This window comes from Pseudomonas sp. KD5 (assembly GCF_012932895.1).
In the GTDB taxonomy this organism is placed as follows: Bacteria; Pseudomonadota; Gammaproteobacteria; order Pseudomonadales; family Pseudomonadaceae; genus Aquipseudomonas.
The window spans coordinates 146,901-167,315 of record NZ_JDWJ01000006.1; the positions used below are offsets into that span (position 1 = coordinate 146,901).

Annotated in this window: 19 protein-coding genes; 7 read left to right on the top strand and 12 right to left on the bottom strand. The window is 58.8% G+C overall.

All coding sequences use genetic code 11. The features are described 5' to 3' along the window. Positions 1-30 precede the first annotated feature (30 nt). Together AF70_RS15095 and AF70_RS15100 are read right to left on the bottom strand one after the other, a co-directional pair. A complete protein-coding gene (locus tag AF70_RS15095) occupies positions 31-252 on the bottom strand; it encodes an FmdB family zinc ribbon protein (protein WP_010457489.1) in 222 nt (73 codons plus the stop codon). Between the two features lie 136 nt (positions 253-388). Beyond that, complete coding sequence (locus tag AF70_RS15100) at positions 389-727, bottom strand: ribbon-helix-helix domain-containing protein (protein WP_019581482.1); 339 nt, start codon at positions 725-727, stop codon at positions 389-391. Between the two features lie 463 nt (positions 728-1,190). Here AF70_RS15100 and AF70_RS29960 point away from each other — a divergent pair, with 463 nt between their 5' ends. Further along, on the top strand, positions 1,191-1,793 hold the full coding sequence (locus AF70_RS29960; protein WP_028939415.1) for a cold-shock protein: 603 nt from the start codon (positions 1,191-1,193) through the stop codon (positions 1,791-1,793). A gap of 59 nt (positions 1,794-1,852) precedes the next feature. Here the strand turns inward: AF70_RS29960 and AF70_RS15110 are convergent, their stop codons facing one another. From AF70_RS15110 to AF70_RS15120, 3 genes are all read right to left on the bottom strand, one after another. Continuing rightward, entirely contained in the window at positions 1,853-2,062 is a 210-nt protein-coding gene (locus tag AF70_RS15110) for a SlyX family protein (RefSeq protein WP_019581483.1), read from the bottom strand. Between the two features lie 3 nt (positions 2,063-2,065). Continuing rightward, positions 2,066-2,491, bottom strand: coding sequence for an HIT domain-containing protein (locus AF70_RS15115; protein WP_007933275.1), 426 nt, complete (start codon positions 2,489-2,491; stop codon positions 2,066-2,068). A 103-nt stretch (positions 2,492-2,594) separates the two neighbouring features. After that, entirely contained in the window at positions 2,595-2,828 is a 234-nt protein-coding gene (locus AF70_RS15120; protein WP_155954628.1) for a hypothetical protein, read from the bottom strand. A 561-nt stretch (positions 2,829-3,389) separates the two neighbouring features. Here AF70_RS15120 and AF70_RS15125 point away from each other — a divergent pair. Further along, positions 3,390-4,745 (top strand): OprD family porin, encoded by a 1,356-nt coding sequence (locus tag AF70_RS15125; RefSeq protein WP_019581485.1) that lies wholly within the window; start codon positions 3,390-3,392, stop codon positions 4,743-4,745. A gap of 141 nt (positions 4,746-4,886) precedes the next feature. Here AF70_RS15125 and AF70_RS15130 read toward each other — a convergent pair whose 3' ends face one another. Together AF70_RS15130 and AF70_RS15135 are read right to left on the bottom strand one after the other, a co-directional pair. Beyond that, the gene (locus tag AF70_RS15130; protein WP_019581486.1) at positions 4,887-5,729 is read right to left on the bottom strand and encodes a mechanosensitive ion channel family protein; all 843 of its coding nucleotides are present in this window, start codon (positions 5,727-5,729) and stop codon (positions 4,887-4,889) included. Positions 5,730-5,865: 136 nt separating this feature from the next. Beyond that, on the bottom strand, positions 5,866-6,351 hold the full coding sequence (locus AF70_RS15135; protein WP_018926510.1) for a YajQ family cyclic di-GMP-binding protein: 486 nt from the start codon (positions 6,349-6,351) through the stop codon (positions 5,866-5,868). A gap of 140 nt (positions 6,352-6,491) precedes the next feature. Between AF70_RS15135 and AF70_RS15140 the strand changes: the two genes are divergently transcribed. Genes AF70_RS15140 through AF70_RS15150 form a run of 3 tightly spaced genes read left to right on the top strand, consistent with a single transcriptional unit; the run spans position 6,492 to position 10,075 of the window. After that, entirely contained in the window at positions 6,492-7,409 is a 918-nt protein-coding gene (locus AF70_RS15140) for a putative 2-dehydropantoate 2-reductase (RefSeq protein ID WP_028939416.1), read from the top strand. Positions 7,410-7,454: 45 nt separating this feature from the next. After that, positions 7,455-9,491, top strand: a complete 2,037-nt coding sequence (locus AF70_RS15145) for a HAMP domain-containing sensor histidine kinase (RefSeq protein ID WP_028939417.1) — start codon at positions 7,455-7,457, stop codon at positions 9,489-9,491. 2 nt (positions 9,492-9,493) lie between these two features. Then, positions 9,494-10,075, top strand: a complete 582-nt coding sequence (locus AF70_RS15150) for a cob(I)yrinic acid a,c-diamide adenosyltransferase (protein ID WP_019581489.1) — start codon at positions 9,494-9,496, stop codon at positions 10,073-10,075. 50 nt (positions 10,076-10,125) lie between these two features. On the opposite strand, the gene AF70_RS15155 is transcribed toward AF70_RS15150, so the two are convergent. The 4 genes from AF70_RS15155 to secA all read right to left on the bottom strand — a co-directional run bounded on the left by AF70_RS15155 (position 10,126) and on the right by secA (position 15,906). Next, complete coding sequence (locus tag AF70_RS15155) at positions 10,126-11,070, bottom strand: Nudix family hydrolase (protein WP_019581490.1); 945 nt, start codon at positions 11,068-11,070, stop codon at positions 10,126-10,128. After that, positions 11,067-11,699, bottom strand: a complete 633-nt coding sequence (locus AF70_RS15160) for a glutathione S-transferase family protein (protein ID WP_019581491.1) — start codon at positions 11,697-11,699, stop codon at positions 11,067-11,069. The genes AF70_RS15155 and AF70_RS15160 overlap by 4 nt, the downstream gene beginning before the upstream one ends. A gap of 131 nt (positions 11,700-11,830) precedes the next feature. After that, positions 11,831-13,048: a bifunctional glutamate N-acetyltransferase/amino-acid acetyltransferase ArgJ gene (gene argJ, locus AF70_RS15165; protein ID WP_019581492.1), complete on the bottom strand. Its 1,218-nt coding sequence runs from the start codon at positions 13,046-13,048 to the stop codon at positions 11,831-11,833. Positions 13,049-13,170: 122 nt separating this feature from the next. Continuing rightward, positions 13,171-15,906: a preprotein translocase subunit SecA gene (gene secA, locus AF70_RS15170; protein ID WP_019581493.1), complete on the bottom strand. Its 2,736-nt coding sequence runs from the start codon at positions 15,904-15,906 to the stop codon at positions 13,171-13,173. A gap of 307 nt (positions 15,907-16,213) precedes the next feature. On the opposite strand from secA, the gene AF70_RS15175 reads away from it, so the two are divergent. Then, on the top strand, positions 16,214-16,669 hold the full coding sequence (locus AF70_RS15175) for a DUF721 domain-containing protein (protein WP_018926518.1): 456 nt from the start codon (positions 16,214-16,216) through the stop codon (positions 16,667-16,669). Positions 16,670-16,769: 100 nt separating this feature from the next. Here the strand turns inward: AF70_RS15175 and AF70_RS15180 are convergent, their stop codons facing one another. Then, a complete protein-coding gene (locus AF70_RS15180) occupies positions 16,770-18,257 on the bottom strand; it encodes a helicase HerA-like domain-containing protein (RefSeq protein WP_026286451.1) in 1,488 nt (495 codons plus the stop codon). A gap of 183 nt (positions 18,258-18,440) precedes the next feature. Here AF70_RS15180 and AF70_RS15185 point away from each other — a divergent pair, with 183 nt between their 5' ends. Further along, entirely contained in the window at positions 18,441-20,330 is a 1,890-nt protein-coding gene (locus AF70_RS15185; protein WP_028939418.1) for a methyl-accepting chemotaxis protein, read from the top strand. Positions 20,331-20,415: the final 85 nt, after the last annotated feature.

Genomic DNA, 20,415 nt, shown 5'->3' on the forward strand with positions numbered 1-20,415 from the left:
GCGCGTGTCGTTCAACCCGGGCGCTAGACCCTAGTCAGCTTTGTCGCCACCGGCCAGATTTTTCTTGGAACCGGTCTTGAAGTCGGTTTCGTACCAGCCGGTGCCACTGAGGCGGAAACCGGGCATGGACAGCATCTTTTTAAGCTCTGGCGCCTGGCAGGCAGGGCAGTCGACCAGCGGTGCTGCGCTGATCTTTTGAATGGCTTCCAACTGATGACCACAGGAAGCACATTGGTAATCGTACATCGGCATGGGGGTTGTCTCGGCGATCAGATTGCTACCGCGCATGCAGGGCTTTGCGGCAAAGAGCGGGATTATATCCATTAAATGCTGCCTGTGCAGCCGTAAGACTGCACAGACCGACACTCGACTCATTCAGCTGCTCTCGCTAAGCCATGACGGGGCAACTGCCCTCCTTCAGGCTGTGCACGACACAGACAACCCGCACCAGCCCGGTGAAGTTTTTCACCCCGCCATGGCGCAAGTGCACCTCACGATCCACATGGGACAACAGCGCGCTGACCGAGCAGCAATTAACCTTGGCCATGTCGCCCAAAATATCCCAATAGACCTGCTCAAGCCGCAAACAGGTCGCAAAACCATTCAAACGCACTGACCGGGATAAGGGCTGGACCAGCCCCATATCGAATTCGCTGACAAGTGAATCAATCCTTATATCCTTGAGTGGACCGATCCTCCCCTCGCCTTGTCTGTCTTCATGAACCATACCGTTGACACTCCTTTGTCATCCTTGCTGCTTGTAAAGGCCATATTCCGTTTCCTTATAAAAGCGCAGGCGCTACGGTATATCCAGATGACTTTATGACCATCAACGTAGGATAAGCCAACAACGGAGGCGCGATCATGGAGCTCGTCCTAGGCCGGACGATTTCCTACGAAAACTGACGCAACATCACTCAACGAAAAGGCGAAAGATCCGAGAAACACAGCGCACGAATCACACTCGGCAGCGTCATCCGCGCACCATGCCAATGGAAACGCCGCCGGACCGCCTGATTTGAGTAGCCGCAGGCTTTGCTGTTAAATAGGCAGTGTGTCGCTACCACCTATTTTCCGGGGGCTGCGCATAGGCTGATATCAGGTACGTGCCCAACGCCTCTTATTGTTCTGAAGCGAACCGTGCTCTATCAGCTCTTCCTTGTGATCCGTCTTAACGTGAGTTAATCAAAATGTTGAAAATCGTCCACCTGCTAATGGGCGCAGCAGCCCTGCTGCTGTCCTTCATCCCTAGCCTGCGATCCGAAGCGGCACCTTACCTGCAACAACCCGATGCGCTGTACCTGGCCTTTTTCGGCCTGCTCAACCTCACCCTCGCGCCTGTTATCCCTTACTGGAACAAAGGCCCGCGTCATCAATTGCAAAACCTGGTCAGCGCCTTGCTGGTTCTGGCTGTCGTGCTGCAAACCCTGACGCTGATCGCCCCGATGCCTGTCATCGCCGGTCAACCTGCCGTTCTGTTCAGCCTGGTCGCTGCCCTGATCGCCGTATTCCTGCACTTGGCCATCAGTTTCTACAAATCTTCACCGACCGCCGCCGCGCCAAGCTATGACATGAGCAACCGCGATACTGGCACCGTCAAATGGTTCAACACCTCCAAAGGCTTCGGCTTTATTTCCCGTGACTCCGGCGATGATATTTTCGTGCATTTCCGGGCGATTCGCGGTGAAGGCCACCGCGTTCTGGTGGAAGGCCAGCGCGTGGAGTTCTCTGTCATGAATCGTGACAAAGGCCTGCAAGCCGAAGATGTGATCGCCGCACTGCCGCGCCGCTGATTCAAGGCTAAAAAAACCGCGAACAGCTTGGCTGTTCGCGGTTTTTTATTGCCTGTTTCCTAGTAATGGGGCGGTGGCGCCTCTTCTTCTTCAAGCGTCGCAAACTGGCCGGCCATTTCCTCCTGCCGCTTGAGCAACGCCGACATTTGCAATTGCAGACGCTCGACCACCCGCTGCTGCGCCACCAGCACATCATTCAATGCCTGGATGGTGTCATCCTGAAACGCCAGCCGGCTTTCCAGATCGGTAACGCGGTCGTCCAGGCTCATGATTCAGCCCTCCAGAAACTTGAAATCGTCGGTCAATACCAGACGCAGTCGCTCGCGAATCGTCGCGATCTGCTCTGAACTGTATGGCTTGGCCTCCTGTTTGCCCCAGATCGGAGCTGGCCAGGCGGCGTCCTCACGCTTGCGCACAATCACATGCATGTGCAACTGATTGACGACGTTACCCAAGGCCGCGACGTTCAACTTGTCCGCGTCGAAAGAGTCCTTGAGGATTTCCGCCAGCTCAGTCGTTTCCCGCCACAGCTGCTGTTGATCTGCGCCATCCAGCTGAAATATTTCACTGATATCCTCGCGGCGTGGCACGAGGATGAACCAGGGGTAATTCGAATCGTTGGACAGCAGTAACCGGCAGAGCGGGAAATCGCCGATTGGCAACGTGTCTTGTTGAAGTCGTGGATCTAAAGCGAACACAGCGCACACTCCCCTCTGGTCATCTTTTTTCAGCTTAGCGCCCCCACCGAAAGACGGCGCACCAAGCGACAGGACGGCAGCATACCTGCGAACGCCACACGCTTCACGACGAACTGCCGCCAGCACCGTCCTGCGGGCGCGTCGTGATGCGCCATTTTGATTCGGGACGCACCATGACGGAACCGGCCATCACGGAAAAAACGCCGAAACAGCCCATAAACAACGCACCGTTCGAACCCACGGCAAAGCCACCATGTGTGAATTCAGTACAGGAAATAAAATTTTTTGCACCAAAACCGCACAACGCGTCTACGCTCAGTGCGTCAGCATCCGCCAATTACTCACTGGCGGGGTGAACCGGTAACGCTTTTGGTTGTCACCCCCGCAGCTTCGATGTGGTAACCACGATGCAAAGCATGGCGTCAAGCCCACATAAAATGAGCTTGAACCCCCCGGTTTTATGAGGTTTTTACGGCAACAGGCAGGTTTTCGGAAAAAAACAGCAACAGAATTCCGATTTGTGCACGCTTGTTGCATCAACACTCGTATCGTCTATAAGCGCTCCACTGGAAGTGGAAGCCTGAAGACCAATAAAAACAGTGGCAGGGTTGCCCGATGGAGATTCAAGTGCAGGACAAGGGACTCTTTTTTACCGATGCTCAAGCCCTGGAAAACAGCGCTGAAGTTGTCAGTCCGATTGTGTCGGGATTGTGAATTTGCGACATTGATCAAGCCATTTGCGACAGGGTCGTAAAGAAGCTGAAAGGTTAGATGCGCAAGTATCGCCAATAGGGTCGGCGTGATATAAGTTTGCGCCGACACAAAAAGAAAGAGCCGCCCAGATAATAAAACAGGTGGGACGGCAGTACTCTTCTAAAAACCAAAGGAGCAAATCACGATGCGCGTGATGAAGTGGAGCATGATCGCACTGGCAGTTGCTGCAGCAGCCAGTACTCAATTGGCTACGGCCGCACCTTTCGTAAGTGACCAGGCTGAAGCCAAAGGTTTTGTTGAAGACGCCAAGCTAAACTTGCTGCTTCGCAACTATTACTTCAACCGTGACCGGAAAGACGGCGCAAACGACCAGAAAGACTGGACACAGGGTTTCTGGGGCAACTTCAGCTCCGGTTACACCCAAGGTACCGTAGGCGTCGGTGTTGATGCGTTCGGTTATCTGGCAATCAAACTGGACGGCGGCGACGGCACAGGCGGCACGGGCAACATGAGCCGCGACGCCGATGGCCACGTCAACGACAGCCAGGGCAAAGCCGGTGCAGCGGTTAAATTCCGCGTATCCAAAACCGAGCTGAAAATCGGTGACATGCAGCCAAGCACTGCTCCAGTGTTCGCTGTTGGCGGTTCCCGCGTCCTTCCTCAAACTGCCAGTGGTATCCAACTGCAGAGCAGCGAAGTCAAAGACCTTGATCTCGAAGCTGGTCATTTCTACTCGTCGACCAGCCAGGACAAAAACGCTCGTGATGGCGAGCTGTGGGCGACTTACGCTGGCGTACAAGCCAATTCCATCGATTACTTCGGTGGCAAGTACGGCATCACCGACAACCTGAGTGCATCGCTGTACGGCGCCAAGCTTGAAGATATCTGGAACCAGTACTACGCCAACCTGAACTACACCATCCCGATGGGTGGCGATCAGTCGCTGAACTTGGACGGTAATATTTATCGTACTACCGATACCGGCGATGCCAAGGCTGGCGATATCAGCAACACTGCCTACTCCCTGGCAGCCGCTTTCTCGTTCCTGAAAGCGCACACCGTCACCGTCGCCTTCCAGAAAATCAATGGTGATACTCCGTTCGACTACATCGGTGTAGGTGGTCACAATCCTGGCACCAACCGTGGCGGCGACTCGATTTTCCTCGCCAACTCCATCCAGTACTCTGACTTCAACGCCCCTGGCGAGAAGTCTGCCCAGATCCGTTACGACCTGAAAATGGCCGAGTACGGCATTCCTGGTCTGAGCTTCATGACCCGTTACGTTAAAGGCTGGGATATTGATGGCACCGGTCTGGCTGCTAACAGTGTGTACCGCACCTCTACCGGTGACCCACTGTACGGTGAAGACGGCAAGCACCACGAAACCAACCTGGAAGCCAAGTATGTTGTTCAAACTGGCCCAGCTAAAGATCTGTCCTTCCGCATCCGTCAAGCATGGCACCGCGCCAACGCCGACGAGGGTGAAGGCGATATCAACGAGTTCCGTCTGATCGTCGACTACCCTCTGTCGATCTTGTAATTGCGGCTCGTTAGTTCGCGGTAATCAAAAAGGCCCATCTTCGGATGGGCCTTTTTTATTGGCTACAGCATTGTGCTTAAAGGATCGGGGGCTTGCGAAATGTCTGACCAGAAGGTCAGACATTAGTTGAAATACTGATCCTTATACCGCCGCCGATTCCTGCACCACGCGAATAACCCGCTGCGGAAATGGAATATCGATGCCGGCAGTCTTCAAGCGATCGCGCGATTGCTCGTTAAACATGAACATCACATTCCAATAGTCAGCGGTTTTCACCCACACGCGCAGGGAAACTGTAATCGAACTATCGCCCAGTGTGGAAATCACCGCTTCCGGTGCCGGCTCAGCCAATACTCGCGGATCCTTGGCCAGGTCCAGCAACACTTCACGGGCCTTCTGCAAGTCCGCTTCGTAGTCCACACCCACATCAAATACTACTTTGCGGGTCGGCTGACGGTTAGTGTTGGTGATAATGCCGTTCGACAGATTACCGTTAGGCACGATGATGGTTTTGTTATCGCCAGTGCGCAGTACGGTGTGGAAGATCTGGATGCTGTCGACAGTACCGGCAACACCTTGGGCTTCGATCCAGTCTCCGATACGGAACGGACGGAACAACAGGATCAGCACGCCGCCGGCAAAGTTCGCCAGGCTGCCCTGCAGGGCCAGACCGATGGCCAGGCCGGCCGCACCGATCGCCGCGACGAAGGAGGTGGTTTCCACACCGATCATCGACGCTACGCTGACGATCAACAGAACCTTGAGGATGATGTTCGCCAGGCTGCTGATGAAGCCTTGCAGCGCCAGGTCGGCGTTGCGCAACGCCAACAGACCGCCCAGTTTTTGCGTGACTTTGTTGATCAGCCACCAGCCAATGGCCAGGGTAATCACCGCCAGCAACACGCGGCTGCCGTATTCCATGATCATCGGAATCCAGGCTTGAGACGCCTTGACCAGGTTGTCCACTTCAGTATTCAAATCCATCTACTTTCTCCTGATTTCCGGCTACCCGGCACGCAAAAAATGAGCGGCAGAAAGACCGAACCCATAAGGCTCGATCGTTTCTGCCGTTGCTTGGGCCTCGGACGTCGAAATCGCCGAGAGGTTCCCGCTTGAAAGATCAGTCGCGGAAGTTATTGAACTGCAGCGGCATGTCGAAAGTTTTGGCGCGCAGGGCGGCGATGGCTTCCTGCAGATCGTCACGCTTTTTACCGGTGATACGCACCTGCTCACCCTGAATGGCAGCCTGGACCTTGAGCTTGGCATCTTTGACGTGGGCGACGATTTTCTTCGCCAGCTCTTTGTCGATGCCTTCCTTGAGGACCGCCTCCTGCTTCATCAGCTTGCCCGACGCGTAGGCATCCTTGACTTCAAGGCATTGCACGTCGATCTTGCGCTTGACCAGGGCCAGCTTGAGGATCTCGATCATCGCTTCGAGCTGGAAATCGGCTTCAGCGGTCAGGTTGACGGTCAGGTCTTTTTCCTTGAACTCGAAGCTGCCCTTGCCTTTCAGGTCATAACGACGATCGAGTTCCTTGACGGCGTTCTCGACCGCGTTGGTGACTTCGTGTTTGTCCAGTTCGGATACCACGTCGAACGACGGCATGTAATTTCTCCAATAAAAAGGCGCGCTCGATAACGATGGAGCGCGCTTGGCTTGCGGTTAAAATCGGGCTCATTATAACGGGTCTTTTCCAACCGATACTGCGAGCCTCACATGCCAGCATCAAACCGAGCAAAAAGCTGATGTCGACCCCTTGGCATGTTCTGGGCGCCGGCAGCCTCGGCACGTTGTGGGCCACCCGTCTGGCACGGGCCTCAGTGCCGGTCAGGCTGATCGTACGGGACGCGGCACGCCTGCAGGCCTATCAGGCGGCGGGCGGGCTGACGCTGGTCGAGCACGGCGAAGCGCGGGTGTACCCGGTGCCCGGCGAAACAGCCGACAGCGACGGACCGATCAGCCGTCTGCTGGTGGCCTGTAAAGCCTATGACGCCGTAACAGCCGTGGCCCGGCTCGCCCACCGCCTGACCCCGGACGCCGAACTGATCCTGTTGCAAAACGGCCTTGGCAGCCAGGACGCCGTCGCCGCGCAAGTCCCGCATGCCCGATGCATCTTCGCTTCCAGTACCGAAGGCGCGTTTCGCGATGGCGACTGGCGCGTGGTGTTTGCCGGTCATGGTTACACCTGGCTGGGAGATGCCGGCCATCCGGTGGCACCGTTCTGGCTGGAGGACTTGAGCGACGCCGGCATTCCCCATGAGTGGAGCACCGACATTCTCACAAGGCTGTGGCGCAAGCTGGCGCTCAATTGTGCGATCAACCCGTTGACCGTCCTGCACGAATGCCGCAACGGCGGTTTGCAGCAACATCAGTGCGAAGTGGCAACCCTGTGCGCCGAACTCACCGAACTGCTGGAGCGCTGCGGCCAGCCGGCGGCAGCCGAAAACCTCCGGGAGGAAGTCGAACGAGTGATCAAGGCGACCGCGACCAATTTCTCCTCGATGTACCAGGATGTCGCCAATCAGCGCCGCACCGAAATCAGCTACCTGTTGGGCCATGCCTGCAAAGTTGCGTCGCGGCATCAGTTGAACCTGCCCCACCTCAATCAATTGCAGCAGCGCTTGATCGCTCATCTGCACAGCCTTGGATTGCCCAGCGACTGAGCAGCGGCTACGCTGGCCACTTGTTCCTTTTCAGCGATGAACCTGATGCCATTGCGCCAGCGCCTTGAAAACCTTCCGGTCGGCCAGAAACTGCTGGCCGCCCTGCTGGTGCTGTTGACCACCGTTTTGCTGGTCGCCAACCTGACCTTTATCAGTGCCGCGTATTACATCTCCCAGGAAAGCATGGCCCCCCAGGCCCTGCAGACCATCGGCCGACTGGTGTCCAACCCGAGCCTGGTGTCCGACGCCCTGAAGTCGCCGCAAAACGCCGAACGCCTGCTCAACGAACTCAACAGTTATTCACCACTGCGTGCGGCAGCCCTTTACGACGGCACGGGTACGCGTCTGGCGCAGCTGCAACACGGCGACACGCTGAACCTGCCAGAACACTACCGACACCTCGAAGCCTGGCAAGCCACGGAGTTTCGCAGCAATCAAGTGATCACCCTGCCCCGCCCCGGCACCGCTCCCGGGCATTTGCTGCTGGTGGCCAGCAGCGAATTGCCGATGGCGTTCTACACCGGGACCCTGACCGCCAGCCTGGGGATTCTGATCTTCAGCGTGCTGTTGTGGCTGGTGATCGCCCGGCAAATCAAACGCCTGATTACCCGCCCCATCCATCAGCTCGAAGAGCTGTCCCGGCAAGTCACCCGGGAAGAGAACTACGCCCTGCGCGCCTCTCGCGGCAACCACGACGAAATCGGCAGCCTCGCCGAAGCGTTCAACACCATGCTCTCGCGCATCGAGGCCCGGGAGCAGCAGCTCAAGCGTGCCCGCGACGATTCCCAGGCGGCTTACGACCAGGCCCAGGGGCTAGCCGAAGAAACCCGTCACACCAACCGCAAGCTGGAACTGGAAGTTCAGGTGCGGAGCAAGATCGAGAAAAAACTCACCGGTTTCCAAAACTACCTCAATAGCATCATCGACTCCATGCCATCGGCGCTGATCGCCCTCGACGAGCAGCTTTACGTGACCCAGTGGAATCAGGAGGCCAGCGCACTGTCCGGCACGCGCCTGGACGAAGCCTTGAACCAGCCGATCTTTCTCGCCTTCAAACCCCTCAAGCCATTCCTGCCGCAGCTCAAGCAAACCGTCGAGCAGCATACGGTGGCCAAGATCGAACGCGTTACCTGGCCCAAGGACGACGAACCCCGGCATTACGCCCTGACGTTCTACCCGTTGATGGGCGGCGCCGGGCGTGGCGTGGTCATCCGGATCGACGACATCACCCAGCGTCTGTCCCTGGAAGAGATGATGGTGCAGTCGGAAAAAATGCTCTCGGTCGGCGGCCTCGCCGCCGGTATGGCCCATGAGATCAACAACCCGCTGGGCGCAATCCTGCACAACGTGCAGAACATTCGTCGACGTCTGTCCCCCGACCTGCCGAAGAACCTCGAACAGGCCGAGCAAATGGGCATCGAACTGGAAACGGTCAATAAGTACCTGAAAGCGCGTGAAGTACCGCAGCTGCTCGACGGCATTCAGCAGGCCGGCGCCCGGGCGGCGAAGATCGTGACCCACATGCTCAGCTTCAGCCGCCGCAGCACTCGGCAAATGGCGCCATGCGACCTGCCGGCACTGATCGATCAAGCGGTGGAAATCGCCGGCAACGACTTCGACCTGGCCATTGGCTTCGACTTCAAGGGCCAGGCAATCATTCGCCAGTTCGATCCGGCGCTGGGCCCGGTACCCGGCACCGCCAACGAACTGGAACAGGTGCTGCTCAACCTGCTGAAAAACGCTGCGCAAGCCATTCACCAGCGTACAGACGACCGCGAACCGGGGCGGATCATTCTGCGTACAAAACTGAATCCGCCGTGGGCGGAAATCCAGGTCGAGGACAACGGCATCGGCATGAGCGAAAGCGTGCGCAAACGCACGTTCGAGCCGTTCTTCACCACCAAGGAAATCGGTCAAGGCACCGGCCTTGGGCTCTCGGTTTCGTATTTCATCATCACCAACAACCACAAGGGCCAGATGGAAGTGCAATCGACGCCGGGCCAAGGCACTTGCTTCACCTTGCGCCTGCCCTTGTCGGGCACTGCGGTGAACTCTCAAGAACTCAATCAGCTGTCGAGGTAACCATGGGCTTTCGTTTGTCGAAGATTTACACCCGCACCGGCGACAAAGGCGAAACCGGGCTTGGCGACGGCCGCCGGGTGCCCAAGGACCATCCGCGAATCGAGGCCATTGGCGAGGTCGATACGCTGAACAGCCAGGTGGGCGTGCTGTTGGCCGGGTTGGCGGCGCAAAGTGGCGAGTTTCCCGGACTTGGCGAAGTGATCGAGGTATTGGCGCCCTGCCAGCATCGGTTGTTCGACCTCGGTGGCGAACTGGCCATGCCGGTGTATCAGGCACTGAACACGGCAGAAATCGAACGGCTGGAAGCGGCCATTGATGTGTGGAATGAAGAACTGGGGCCGCTGGAGAATTTCATTCTGCCCGGCGGTTCGGCGCTGATTGCCCAGGCCCACGTGTGCCGCAGCCTGGCGCGCAGTGCCGAACGCCGTTGTCAGCAGTTGAATGCGATCGAACCGTTGGCCGGGGTGGGCCTGGCGTATATCAATCGGTTGTCGGATTTGTTGTTTGTGGCGGCACGGTTGATTGCCAAGCGCCAGGGGATTGCCGAGATTTTATGGCAGCCTGCGGCGAAACCTTCAAACTGATCGACTGATCATTCCCACGCGGAGCGTGGGAATGATCACAGCACTGCAAATCAAGCCTCAGGCCAGAACGCCCGAATCCCCGCCACACCTTGTGCGCCCGCTTCCCAGGCTTTCTGCCGCTCTACCGGGCCAACACCACCCAACAAGAACACCGGTTTGCTGAAGCCTTCGATCAAAGTCGACGCCAGCTCCCAACCCAGCGGCTGAGCATCCGGGTGCGTCTGGGTCGGCTGCACCGGCGACAGGGTCACAAAGTCCACGCCCATCTGCTCGGCCAGCGCCAGTTCTTCAGCGTTGTGGCAGGACGCCGCCAACCAGCGCGACGCTGGTAGCGGTCGGCCGGCCGCCGCGTACTTGCGCAACTGCGCGGCAGTGATGTGCCAACCAGCGGAGGGGAAGTCCCCCAGCCATTCAAACGGCCCCTTGATCATCAACTGCGCCTTGCCAGCACACAATCCCGCCGCGTCCACCGCCAGATCGCGGTATTGCGGGTCATAGCCATTGGGCGCACGCAACTGAATCAGCTTGATGCCGCCCGCGATGGCTTTCTGGATACCGCGCAGCAAGGCCGGGGTTTCCAGACCGTCCGGGGTGATCAGGTACTCGCCGGGCAAGCGTGCAGCCGCGACGATCGGCTGGTTCGCGGCCGGAAACTCGTAGTCCAGCAGTTCCCGCGCCGTCACCCAGGCCAAAGGCTGACCTTCGGCACCATGGGGTTCGCCGGTAAACGCCGAGACTTCCCAGACATCCAGCAACACCTGCTTGTCCGGGTAGTCGTGGTGAACCTTGATCAACGGTCGCGCGGTATTGACCACGATGCCCAACTCTTCGTGAAGCTCGCGGGCCAGGGCAGTTTCGACGGATTCGTTATCCTCGACCTTGCCACCGGGGAACTCCCACAAGCCGCCCTGATGCTGGGTGTCGGCACGCCGGGCGATGAGGATCTTGCCGTTGCTATCGCGGATAACCGCCGCGGCCACGTGTACTCGTTTCACTGCCCGACCTCCTCCAGACCTGCCTTCTGCCAGGCCTTGAAAGCTGGCCATTGGTAAATGGTTTCGACATAGGCTGCATCGACCTCGGGCAGCTTCACTTGATAGGTGCGCAGGCGGACGGCGATCGGTGCGAAAAACGCATCGGCCAGGGTCGCGCCACCAAACAGGAATGGGCCAGCTTCAGTCGCGGCCGCACGACACTCAGCCCACAACGCCAGCATGCGCTCGATCTCGGCCTGAACGTCAGGCGGAGTCGGCAACAACGGCGCATTGTGGCTCAGGTCGAACGGCATGTTGCCGCGCATGGCGAAGAAACCGCTGTGCATCTGCGCGCAGGCCGAACGCGCCTGAGCACGGGCGGCGGTGTCTTTGGGCCAGAGGCCGGCATCGGGGAATTGCTCGGCCAGGTACTCGGCAATCGCCAGCGAATCGGCGATGGTGCCGTGTTCGCTTTTCAGCAGTGGGACTTTCCCGGTCGGCGAATGCTTGAGCACGCGTGCGCGGGTATCCGGCTGGTTCAGCTTGATCAGTTCTTCGGTGTAGGACGCGCCGGTCAGGTCGAGGGCCAGCGCGGCGCGCAGGGACCAGGAAGAATACAGTTTGTCGCCGATGATCAGGTGGAGGCTCATGTTCGGGCGCCTTTTGGTAAGAGTACAAGCCAGAATCTTTAGCGTCTGGTGGTCGGTCTTCGCGGGCAAGCCTCGCTCCTACAGGTCACACCACCTGTAGGAGCAAGGCTTGCCCGCGAAAGCGATCTTTCTTACGTGCGGTACTCGGCGTTGATCTTCACGTATTCGTGGGACAGGTCGGTGGTCCAGATGGTTTCGCTGCAATCGCCGCGACCCAGCTCGATGCGGATGGTGATTTCTTCCTGCTGCATCACCGCCGCGCCCTGGGCTTCGGTGTAGGTGGCAGAACGCGCGCCACGGCTGGCGATGCACACCTCGCCCAGGAACACGTCGATCTTGCTCACGTCCAGGTTCGGTACACCGGCACGGCCTACAGCGGCCAGGATGCGGCCCCAGTTCGGATCGGAGGCGAACAGCGCAGTCTTGATCAGCGGCGAGTGGGCCACGGTGTAACCGACGTCCAGGCATTCCTGGTGATTGCCGCCGCCGTTGACTTCAACAGTGACGAACTTGGTCGCGCCTTCGCCGTCACGCACGATAGCCTGGGCCACGTCCATGCACACTTCGAATACCGCTTGTTTCAACTTGGCGAACAGCTCGCCTTCGGCACGGGTGATTTCCGGCAGTGCAGCCTTGCCGGTGGCGATCAACATGCAGCAGTCGTTGGTCGAGGTGTCGCCGTCGATGGTGATGCGGTTGAACGACTTGTTGGCGCCGTCCAGAAGCAGGTTTTGCAGCACCTCGCGAGAGACTTTGGCGTCGGTGGCGATGTAACCGAGCATGGTCGCCATGTTCGGGCGAATCATGCCCGCGCCTTTGCTGATGCCGGTGACGGTGATGGTCACGCCGTCATGCTGGAACTGGCGGCTCGCGCCCTTGGGCAGGGTGTCGGTGGTCATGATGCCGGTGGCGGCAGCTTCCCAGTTGTTTTCCGACAAGTCATCGAGGGCGGCTTGCAACGCGCCTTCGATTTTCTCGACCGGCAGCGGTTCGCCGATCACACCGGTGGAATACGGCAGCACCAGGCTGGCATCGACGCCGGTCAGCTCGGCCAGCTTGGCGCAGGTGCGCTCGGCGGCGGCCAGGCCTGGTTCGCCGGTGCCGGCGTTGGCATTGCCGGTGTTGGTCAGCAGGTAACGTACCGGGCCTTGCACGCGTTGCTTGGCCAGGATCACGGGAGCGGCGCAAAAGGCGTTCAGGGTGAACACGCCCGCCACGGTGGAACCTTCGGCACAGCGCATGACCACGACATCCTTGCGCCCCGGGCGCTTGATACCGGCCGAGGCGATACCGAGTTCAAAACCGGCAACCGGGTGCAACGTTGGCAAAGGACCAAGACCAACAGCCATGAATGCGCTCCTTAAAAAATGTTGTCTGCACCGTCATTGCGATAGACGGTGGTTTGAATGGCAAAACGCCGCGACGGCATAAGCCGGTCGCGGCGCGGGTATTTCAGCGTTTGAAACGGGTTTTACTGGATCTGCCCGTGGCAATGCTTGAACTTCTTGCCCGAGCCGCAGTAGCACAGCTCGTTGCGGCCCAGTTTCTGCTCGTTGCGTACCGGTGCGGTGGCGAGAGCTACATCGATCTCTTCACCCAACACTTCCGGTTGCTCCAGGCCAGGCGCTTCGTCGTGCTGGAACTGCATGCGCGCAGCCAGCGCCTCGGCTTCCTGACGCAGACGTTGCTCTTCGGCTTCCGGATCTTCGCGGCGCACCTGAACGTGCGACAGCACACGAATCGAGTCGCGCTTGATCGAATCCAGCAGCTCGGAGAACAAGGTGAAGGACTCGCGCTTGTACTCTTGCTTCGGGTTCTTCTGCGCATAACCACGCAAGTGGATGCCGTGACGCAGGTGATCCATGGTCGACAGGTGGTCTTTCCACAGGTCGTCGAGCACGCGCAGTACGATTTGCTTCTCGAAGGAGCGCAGTGCTTCGGCACCGGCCTGGTCTTCTTTCTCGTTGTACGCGGCGATCAGTTCGTTGAGCAGCTTCTCACGCAGGGTTTCTTCGTACAGGTGGTCGTCTTCGTCGAGCCATTGCTGGATCGGCAGCGCCACACCGAAGTCGCTCTGCAACGCCGCTTCCAGACCGGACACGTCCCACTGCTCAGGCAGCGATTGTGGCGGAATGTGTGCGCTGACGGTTGCGTTGAGCACGTCCTGACGGAAATCGGCAATGGTTTCGCCAATGTTGTCGGCGGCCAACAAACTGTTACGCATGTGATAGATCACTTTACGTTGTTCGTTGTTGACGTCGTCGAACTCAAGCAGCTGCTTACGGATGTCGAAGTTGCGGCCTTCAACCTTGCGCTGAGCCTTCTCGATGGCGTTGGTCACCATGCGGTGTTCAATCGCTTCACCGGACTGCATACCCAGCGCCTTCATGAAGTTCTTCACCCGGTCAGAGGCGAAGATGCGCATCAGGCTGTCTTCCAGCGAGAGGTAGAAACGGCTGGAACCGGCGTCGCCCTGACGACCGGCACGACCGCGCAACTGGTTATCGATACGACGCGATTCGTGACGCTCGGAAGCGATCACCTGCAAGCCGCCCGACTCCAGCACTTGCTGGTGACGTTTCTGCCAGTCGGCCTTGATCTGGGCAATCTGCTCAGGAGTCGGGTCTTCCAAGGACGCCACTTCCACTTCCCAGTTACCGCCCAACAGGATGTCGGTACCACGACCGGCCATGTTGGTGGCGATGGTCAGTGCACCCGGACGACCGGCCTGAGCGATGATTTCGGCTTCTTTTTCGTGGAACTTGGCGTTCAGAACCTTGTGTTCGATGCCTTCCTTCTGAAGCAGGCCGGACATGTGCTCGGACGTTTCGATGGTGGCGGTACCCACCAGCACCGGACGGCCCTGAGCCATGCACTCCTTGATGTCGCCGATGATCGCCGCGTATTTCTCTTCGGCGGTCAGGAACACCAGGTCGTTGTAGTCTTTACGCGCCAACGGCTTGTTCGGCGGGATGACCATGACCTGCAGGCCATAGATCTGATGGAATTCGAACGCTTCGGTGTCCGCGGTACCGGTCATGCCGGACAGCTTGTTGTACAGACGGAAGTAGTTCTGGAACGTGGTCGACGCCAGGGTCTGGCTCTCGGCCTGGATGTTCAGGTTTTCCTTGGCTTCGATGGCCTGGTGCAGACCTTCGGACAAACGGCGACCCGGCATGGTACGGCCGGTGTGTTCGTCGACCAGCACCACCTGACCGTCCTGCACGATGTACTCGACATTGCGATGGAACAGTTTGTGCGCACGCAGGCCGGCATAGACGTGAGTCAGCAAGCCCAGGTTATGCGCCGAATACAGGCTCTCGCCTTCAGCCAGCAGGCCGACGCGGGTGAGCATTTCTTCGATGAACTGGTGACCGGCTTCGTTGAGTTCGACCTGACGGGTCTTCTCGTCCACGGTGTAATGGCCGGCCTTGGTGACTTCGCCTTCGACTTCCTCGATGTGCAATTCAAGCTGCGGGATCAGTTTGTTGATCTCGATGTACAGCTTGGAGCTGTCCTCGGCCTGACCGGAGATGATCAGCGGGGTACGGGCTTCGTCGATGAGGATGGAGTCGACTTCGTCGATCACGGCAAAATTGAGTTCGCGCTGGAATTTTTCTTCCATGCTGAACGCCATGTTGTCGCGCAGGTAGTCGAAACCGAATTCGTTGTTGGTGCCGTAGGTGATGTCGGCGGCGTAAGCGGCGCGCTTCTCTTCCGGCGGCTGGAATGGCGTGACCACGCCGACCGTCATGCCGAGGAATTCGTAGAGCGGACGCATCCAGTTGGCGTCACGACGGGCCAGGTAGTCGTTCACCGTCACAACGTGCACGCCCTTGCCGGACAGCGCGTTGAGGTAAACGCCCAGTGTTGCCACCAGGGTCTTGCCTTCACCGGTACGCATTTCCGCGATCATGCCTTCATGCAAGGTCATGCCGCCGATCAGCTGGACATCGAAGTGGCGCATACCCATGACGCGCTTACCGGCTTCGCGGGCGACCGCAAAGGCTTCTGGCAGCAGCTTGTCGAGGGTTTCCCCTTTGGCGAGGCGGGCCTTGAACTCGTTGGTCTTGGCACGCAATTGATCGTCCGAAAGGGCCACCATTTGCTCTTCGAAGGCATTGACGAGCTGCACCGTCTTGAGCATGCGTTTGACTTCACGCTCGTTCTTGCTTCCAAAAAGTTTCTTTAACAAAGGCGCAAACATATCGGCAGGATCTTCCACACTAAAGGGATGGAGGGCGGCCCCGTGAGTCGCCCGTGCAGCCCTCATGGCCGCATGCGAACGAGCATTCTACCCGGAAACGATGGTGAGGAAAGTGGCGTTATTCCACGATGCATGCACTGCGCTGTGACGGGGCTCACTTAAAATAAGGGCTTTTTGCTGAACTTCAACCCATTGAGGGTACAAGTTACTCGTTGATTTAATGGGTAAAGCGCTCGTAAAGCAATGGGTCAGGACCAGCGGGTGCTTTCTGTTACCATGGCCGTTCTGTTACTTCAGGTGTTCGATCATGGCATTTCGCCCTCTCACGGCCAGAGCACCCGCCGTTCTGCTTCGCGAAGCCAAACCGCTGAAAGCCATCTTTGGCCACGCTCAACGCCTGGGTCATTTACAACGTCTGGTGGAAAGCCAGCTGCAACCGGCCGCCCGCGAGCATTGCCATGTGGCGTCGTGGCGCGAAGGCAGTTTATTGCTGATTGTCACCGACGGTCACTGGGCCACCCGCCTGCGTTATCAACAAAAGCGTCTGCAACGCCAGTTACAGCTGTTCGACGAGTTCGCCAGCCTGACGCGGATCCTGTTCAAGGTGCAACCACCGACCGTTCAGCAAGGAGCGGCTGGGCATACCATGGATTTGTCGACGGATGCCGCGGCGACCATTCAGGCGACGGCTGACGGGATTACCGACCCGAATTTAAGGGCGGCGCTGGAGCGCCTTGCGGCGCACGCAAAACCTAAATCCTGAACCCCTGTAGGAGCGAGGCTTGCCCGCGAAGAGGCCCCCGAGGGCGCCAAAAGCTTCGCGGGCAAGCCTCGCTCCTACAGGTGATTGCATTCCAATTCATTCAGCGGCGTTTGCTACCGCCGAGCAATGAACCCATCAACCCGCGTACCAGTTGTCGGCCCAATTGATTGGCCGCCTGTCGCATCGCCGATTTAAGCGCCTGTCCTGCCGCCGTACCGAGGAATTCCCCGGCCTGTTCGGTGAAGCTCGGCTCTTCGGGGGCAGGTTTGCCCGGCGCGGTTTCAGGCTCCGGCGCCAACCCCTTGCGCCCCATCAGCACTTCATAGGCCGATTCGCGATCGACCGGTTTGTCATATCGCCCTTTAAACGGCGAACCGGCAATCAGCACCGTGCGCTCAGTCTCGGTCAGCGGCCCGATCCGCGACTGCGGCGGTGCGACCAGTACACGCTGGACCATCTCCGGCGTGCCCTTGTCCTGCAAGGTGCCGACCAACGCCTCGCCGATGCCCAGCTCAGTCAACACCGACAAGGCATCAAATGCCGGGTTCGGCCGAAAGCCCTCGGCCACTGCCCGCAGGGATTTCTGCTCTTTGGCGGTGAACGCGCGCAAGCCATGCTGAACACGCAGGCCCAACTGAGCCAGCACATCATCCGGCAAGTCCCCCGGCGATTGGGTGACGAAATACACGCCCACGCCTTTCGAACGGATCAGCCGCACCACTTGTTCCAGACGATCCTGCAACGCCTTGGGCGTACCGGCGAACAACAAGTGCGCCTCGTCGAAAAACAGCGCCAGCAGCGGTTTATCGGCATCGCCGCGTTCCGGCAGTTGCTCGAACAATTCAGCCAGCAACCACAGCAGGAACGTCGCGTAGACCTTCGGTGCTTCGTGCACCAGACGGCTGGCGTCGAGCAAGTGGATGCGCCCGCGACCGTCCATCGCCGGCTGCAAAATATCTTCCAGTTGCAGTGCCGGTTCACCGAACAACGCTTCGGCGCCCTGCTGTTCCAGCGTCGCCAAACGGCGCAACAGTGCCTGGCTGGAACCGGTGGTCATCAGCGCCGCGTCATCGCCTAGTAATACGGGGTTATCACGCAGGTGATTGAGCAGCGCCTTCAAATCTTTCAAATCCAGCAGTAACAGCCCTTCGCGGTCGGCCACCTTGAACGCGGCATAAAGTGCCGACTGCTGACTGTCGGTCAGCTCCAGCAGGCTGCCGAGCAGCAACGGCCCCATTTCGCTCAAGGTGGTGCGCAATGGATGACCGGACTGACCGTGAATATCCCACAGGGTTACCGGATACGCCTGAGGCTTATGGTTCAGCCAGGGCATGCCGGCGATCCGCTCCGCGACCTTGCCTTGAGGGTTACCGGCGGCGCCCAGGCCGCACAAGTCGCCTTTGATATCCGCCGCGAACACCGCCACACCTGCATCGCTGAACGCTTCGGCCAGGCGCTGCAACGTAACGGTTTTACCGGTCCCGGTAGCGCCCGCTACCAAACCGTGACGGTTCGCCAGGCGCATGGCCTGGGCGATTGGCTGGCCAGCGAGGTCAGCGCCGATAACGAGTTGCGATGAGTCAGGCATTTTGTCACCCATGGTTAATCTTTGATCCTTCATGGCCGATAACAACCGAGAGACCAGACTGGAAACAGCGTCGGTAATTCCCTAAGGAGAGACGGAAATATCAGCTTACTTTCATCACTGCCCATTCTGCGCGCCTTTATAAAAGCACGCCCTGGACATTAAGACCTAGCGGACCCCCAAGCCATGAACAAAAACCTGCGCTTCAGCCATAAAATACTGCTTGCCGCCGCCCTGATCGTTATCGCCGCATTCGCTTCGTTCACACTGTACAACGACTATTTGCAGCGCAATGCGATACGCCGCGACCTGGACAACTACCTGCAAGAAATGGGTAACGTCACCGCCAAGAATATTCAGACCTGGCTGGCGGGTCGTAGCCTGTTGATCGAAAACCTCTCGCAGACCGTTGCCCTGAACGCCGAGACCGACAACGTCGCCAAACTGCTGGAACAGAAGGCTGTCACATCGACCTTCATGGGTGCCTACCTGGGCAACAAGGATGGCACCTTCATTATCCGCCCGGACAGCAAGATGCCCGACGGCTATGACCCTCGCGCCCGCCCCTGGTATAAGAGCGCGCAGAGCACCAGCGGTTCTGCCTTGACCGAACCTTACATCGATCTGGCGTCTGGCCAGTTGGTGATTTCCATCGTCGACAGCGTCCTCAAGGACGGTCAGAACATCGGCGTGGTCGGTGGCGACCTGAGCCTGCAAGCGATCACCGACAGCCTCAACGCGCTGGACTTCGACGGCATGGGCTATGCGTTCCTGGTCAGCGCCGACGGCAAGATCCTGGTTCACCCGGACAAAGCGCTGGCGATGAAAAACCTCAAGGACGTCTACCCACAAGACACGCCCGTCATCGGTAACAAGCCGAGCGAGATCGAAGTCGACGGCAAAACCCGCATCGTAACCTTCACCCCGATCAAGGGACTGTCCTCGGTCAACTGGTACATCGGCCTGTCGGTGGACAAGGACAAAGCCTTCTCCATGCTCAGCGAATTCCGCACCTCGGCGATCATCGCGACCCTGATTGCCGTGGCCATCATCATTGGCTTGTTGGGCATGCTGATCCGCCTGCTGATCCAGCCGCTGCACGTGATGACCCGCGCCATGGAAGACATCGCCGACGGTGAAGGCGACCTGACCAAACGCCTGACCATCCAGAATCAGGACGAATTCGGCATCCTTGGCACGGCATTCAACCGTTTCGTGGAGCGAATTCATACATCGATCCGCGAAGTGTCCTCAGCCACCGGCCAGGTCAACGAAGTGGCCTTGCGGGTGGTGGCGGCCTCGAACTCGTCGATGTTCAATTCCGACCAGCAAGCTTCGCGCACCAGCAGCGTCGCCGCGGCCATCAACCAGCTCGGCGCCGCTGCTCAGGAAATCGCCCGTAACGCAGCCCAAGCATCGAATCAGGCCAGCGATGCCCGCAGCCTGGCCGAAGACGGCCAGCAAGTGGTGGATCGCAGCATTGCCGCGATGAATCAGCTGTCGAGCATGCTCAGCGCTTCGAGCACCAACATCGAATCGCTGAACAGCAAAACCGTGAACATCGGGCAGATTCTCGAAGTGATCACCAGCATTTCCCAGCAAACCAACCTGCTGGCGCTCAACGCCGCCATCGAAGCGGCGCGGGCCGGTGAAGCCGGGCGCGGTTTTGCCGTGGTGGCCGACGAGGTACGCAACCTGGCGCACCGCACGCAGGAGTCGGCGCAACAGGTGCAGACCATGATCGAGGAGCTGCAAGTCGGCGCCCGTGAATCCGTCAGCACCATGAGCGACAGCCAGCGCCACAGCCAGGACAGCGTGGAAATCGCCAACCTGGCTGGCGAGCGCCTGAACAGCGTGACGTTGCGCATCGGCGAAATCGACGGCATGAACCAGTCGGTGGCCACGGCGACCGAGGAACAGACGGCGGTGGTGGAGTCGATCAACGTGGACATCACCGAGATCAACACGCTGAACCAGGAAGGCGTGGAAAACCTGCAATCGACCCTGCGGGCATGCTCGGATCTTGAGCAACAGGCTTCTCGATTGAAGCAATTGGTAGGCAGTTTCCGTATCTAGTGTCTGAACTGGTCTCTTCGCGGGCGGCGATCCGACTTGCCCGCGAAGGCGTCCATCCAGACACCGCAAATCCCGCTGCACCCCC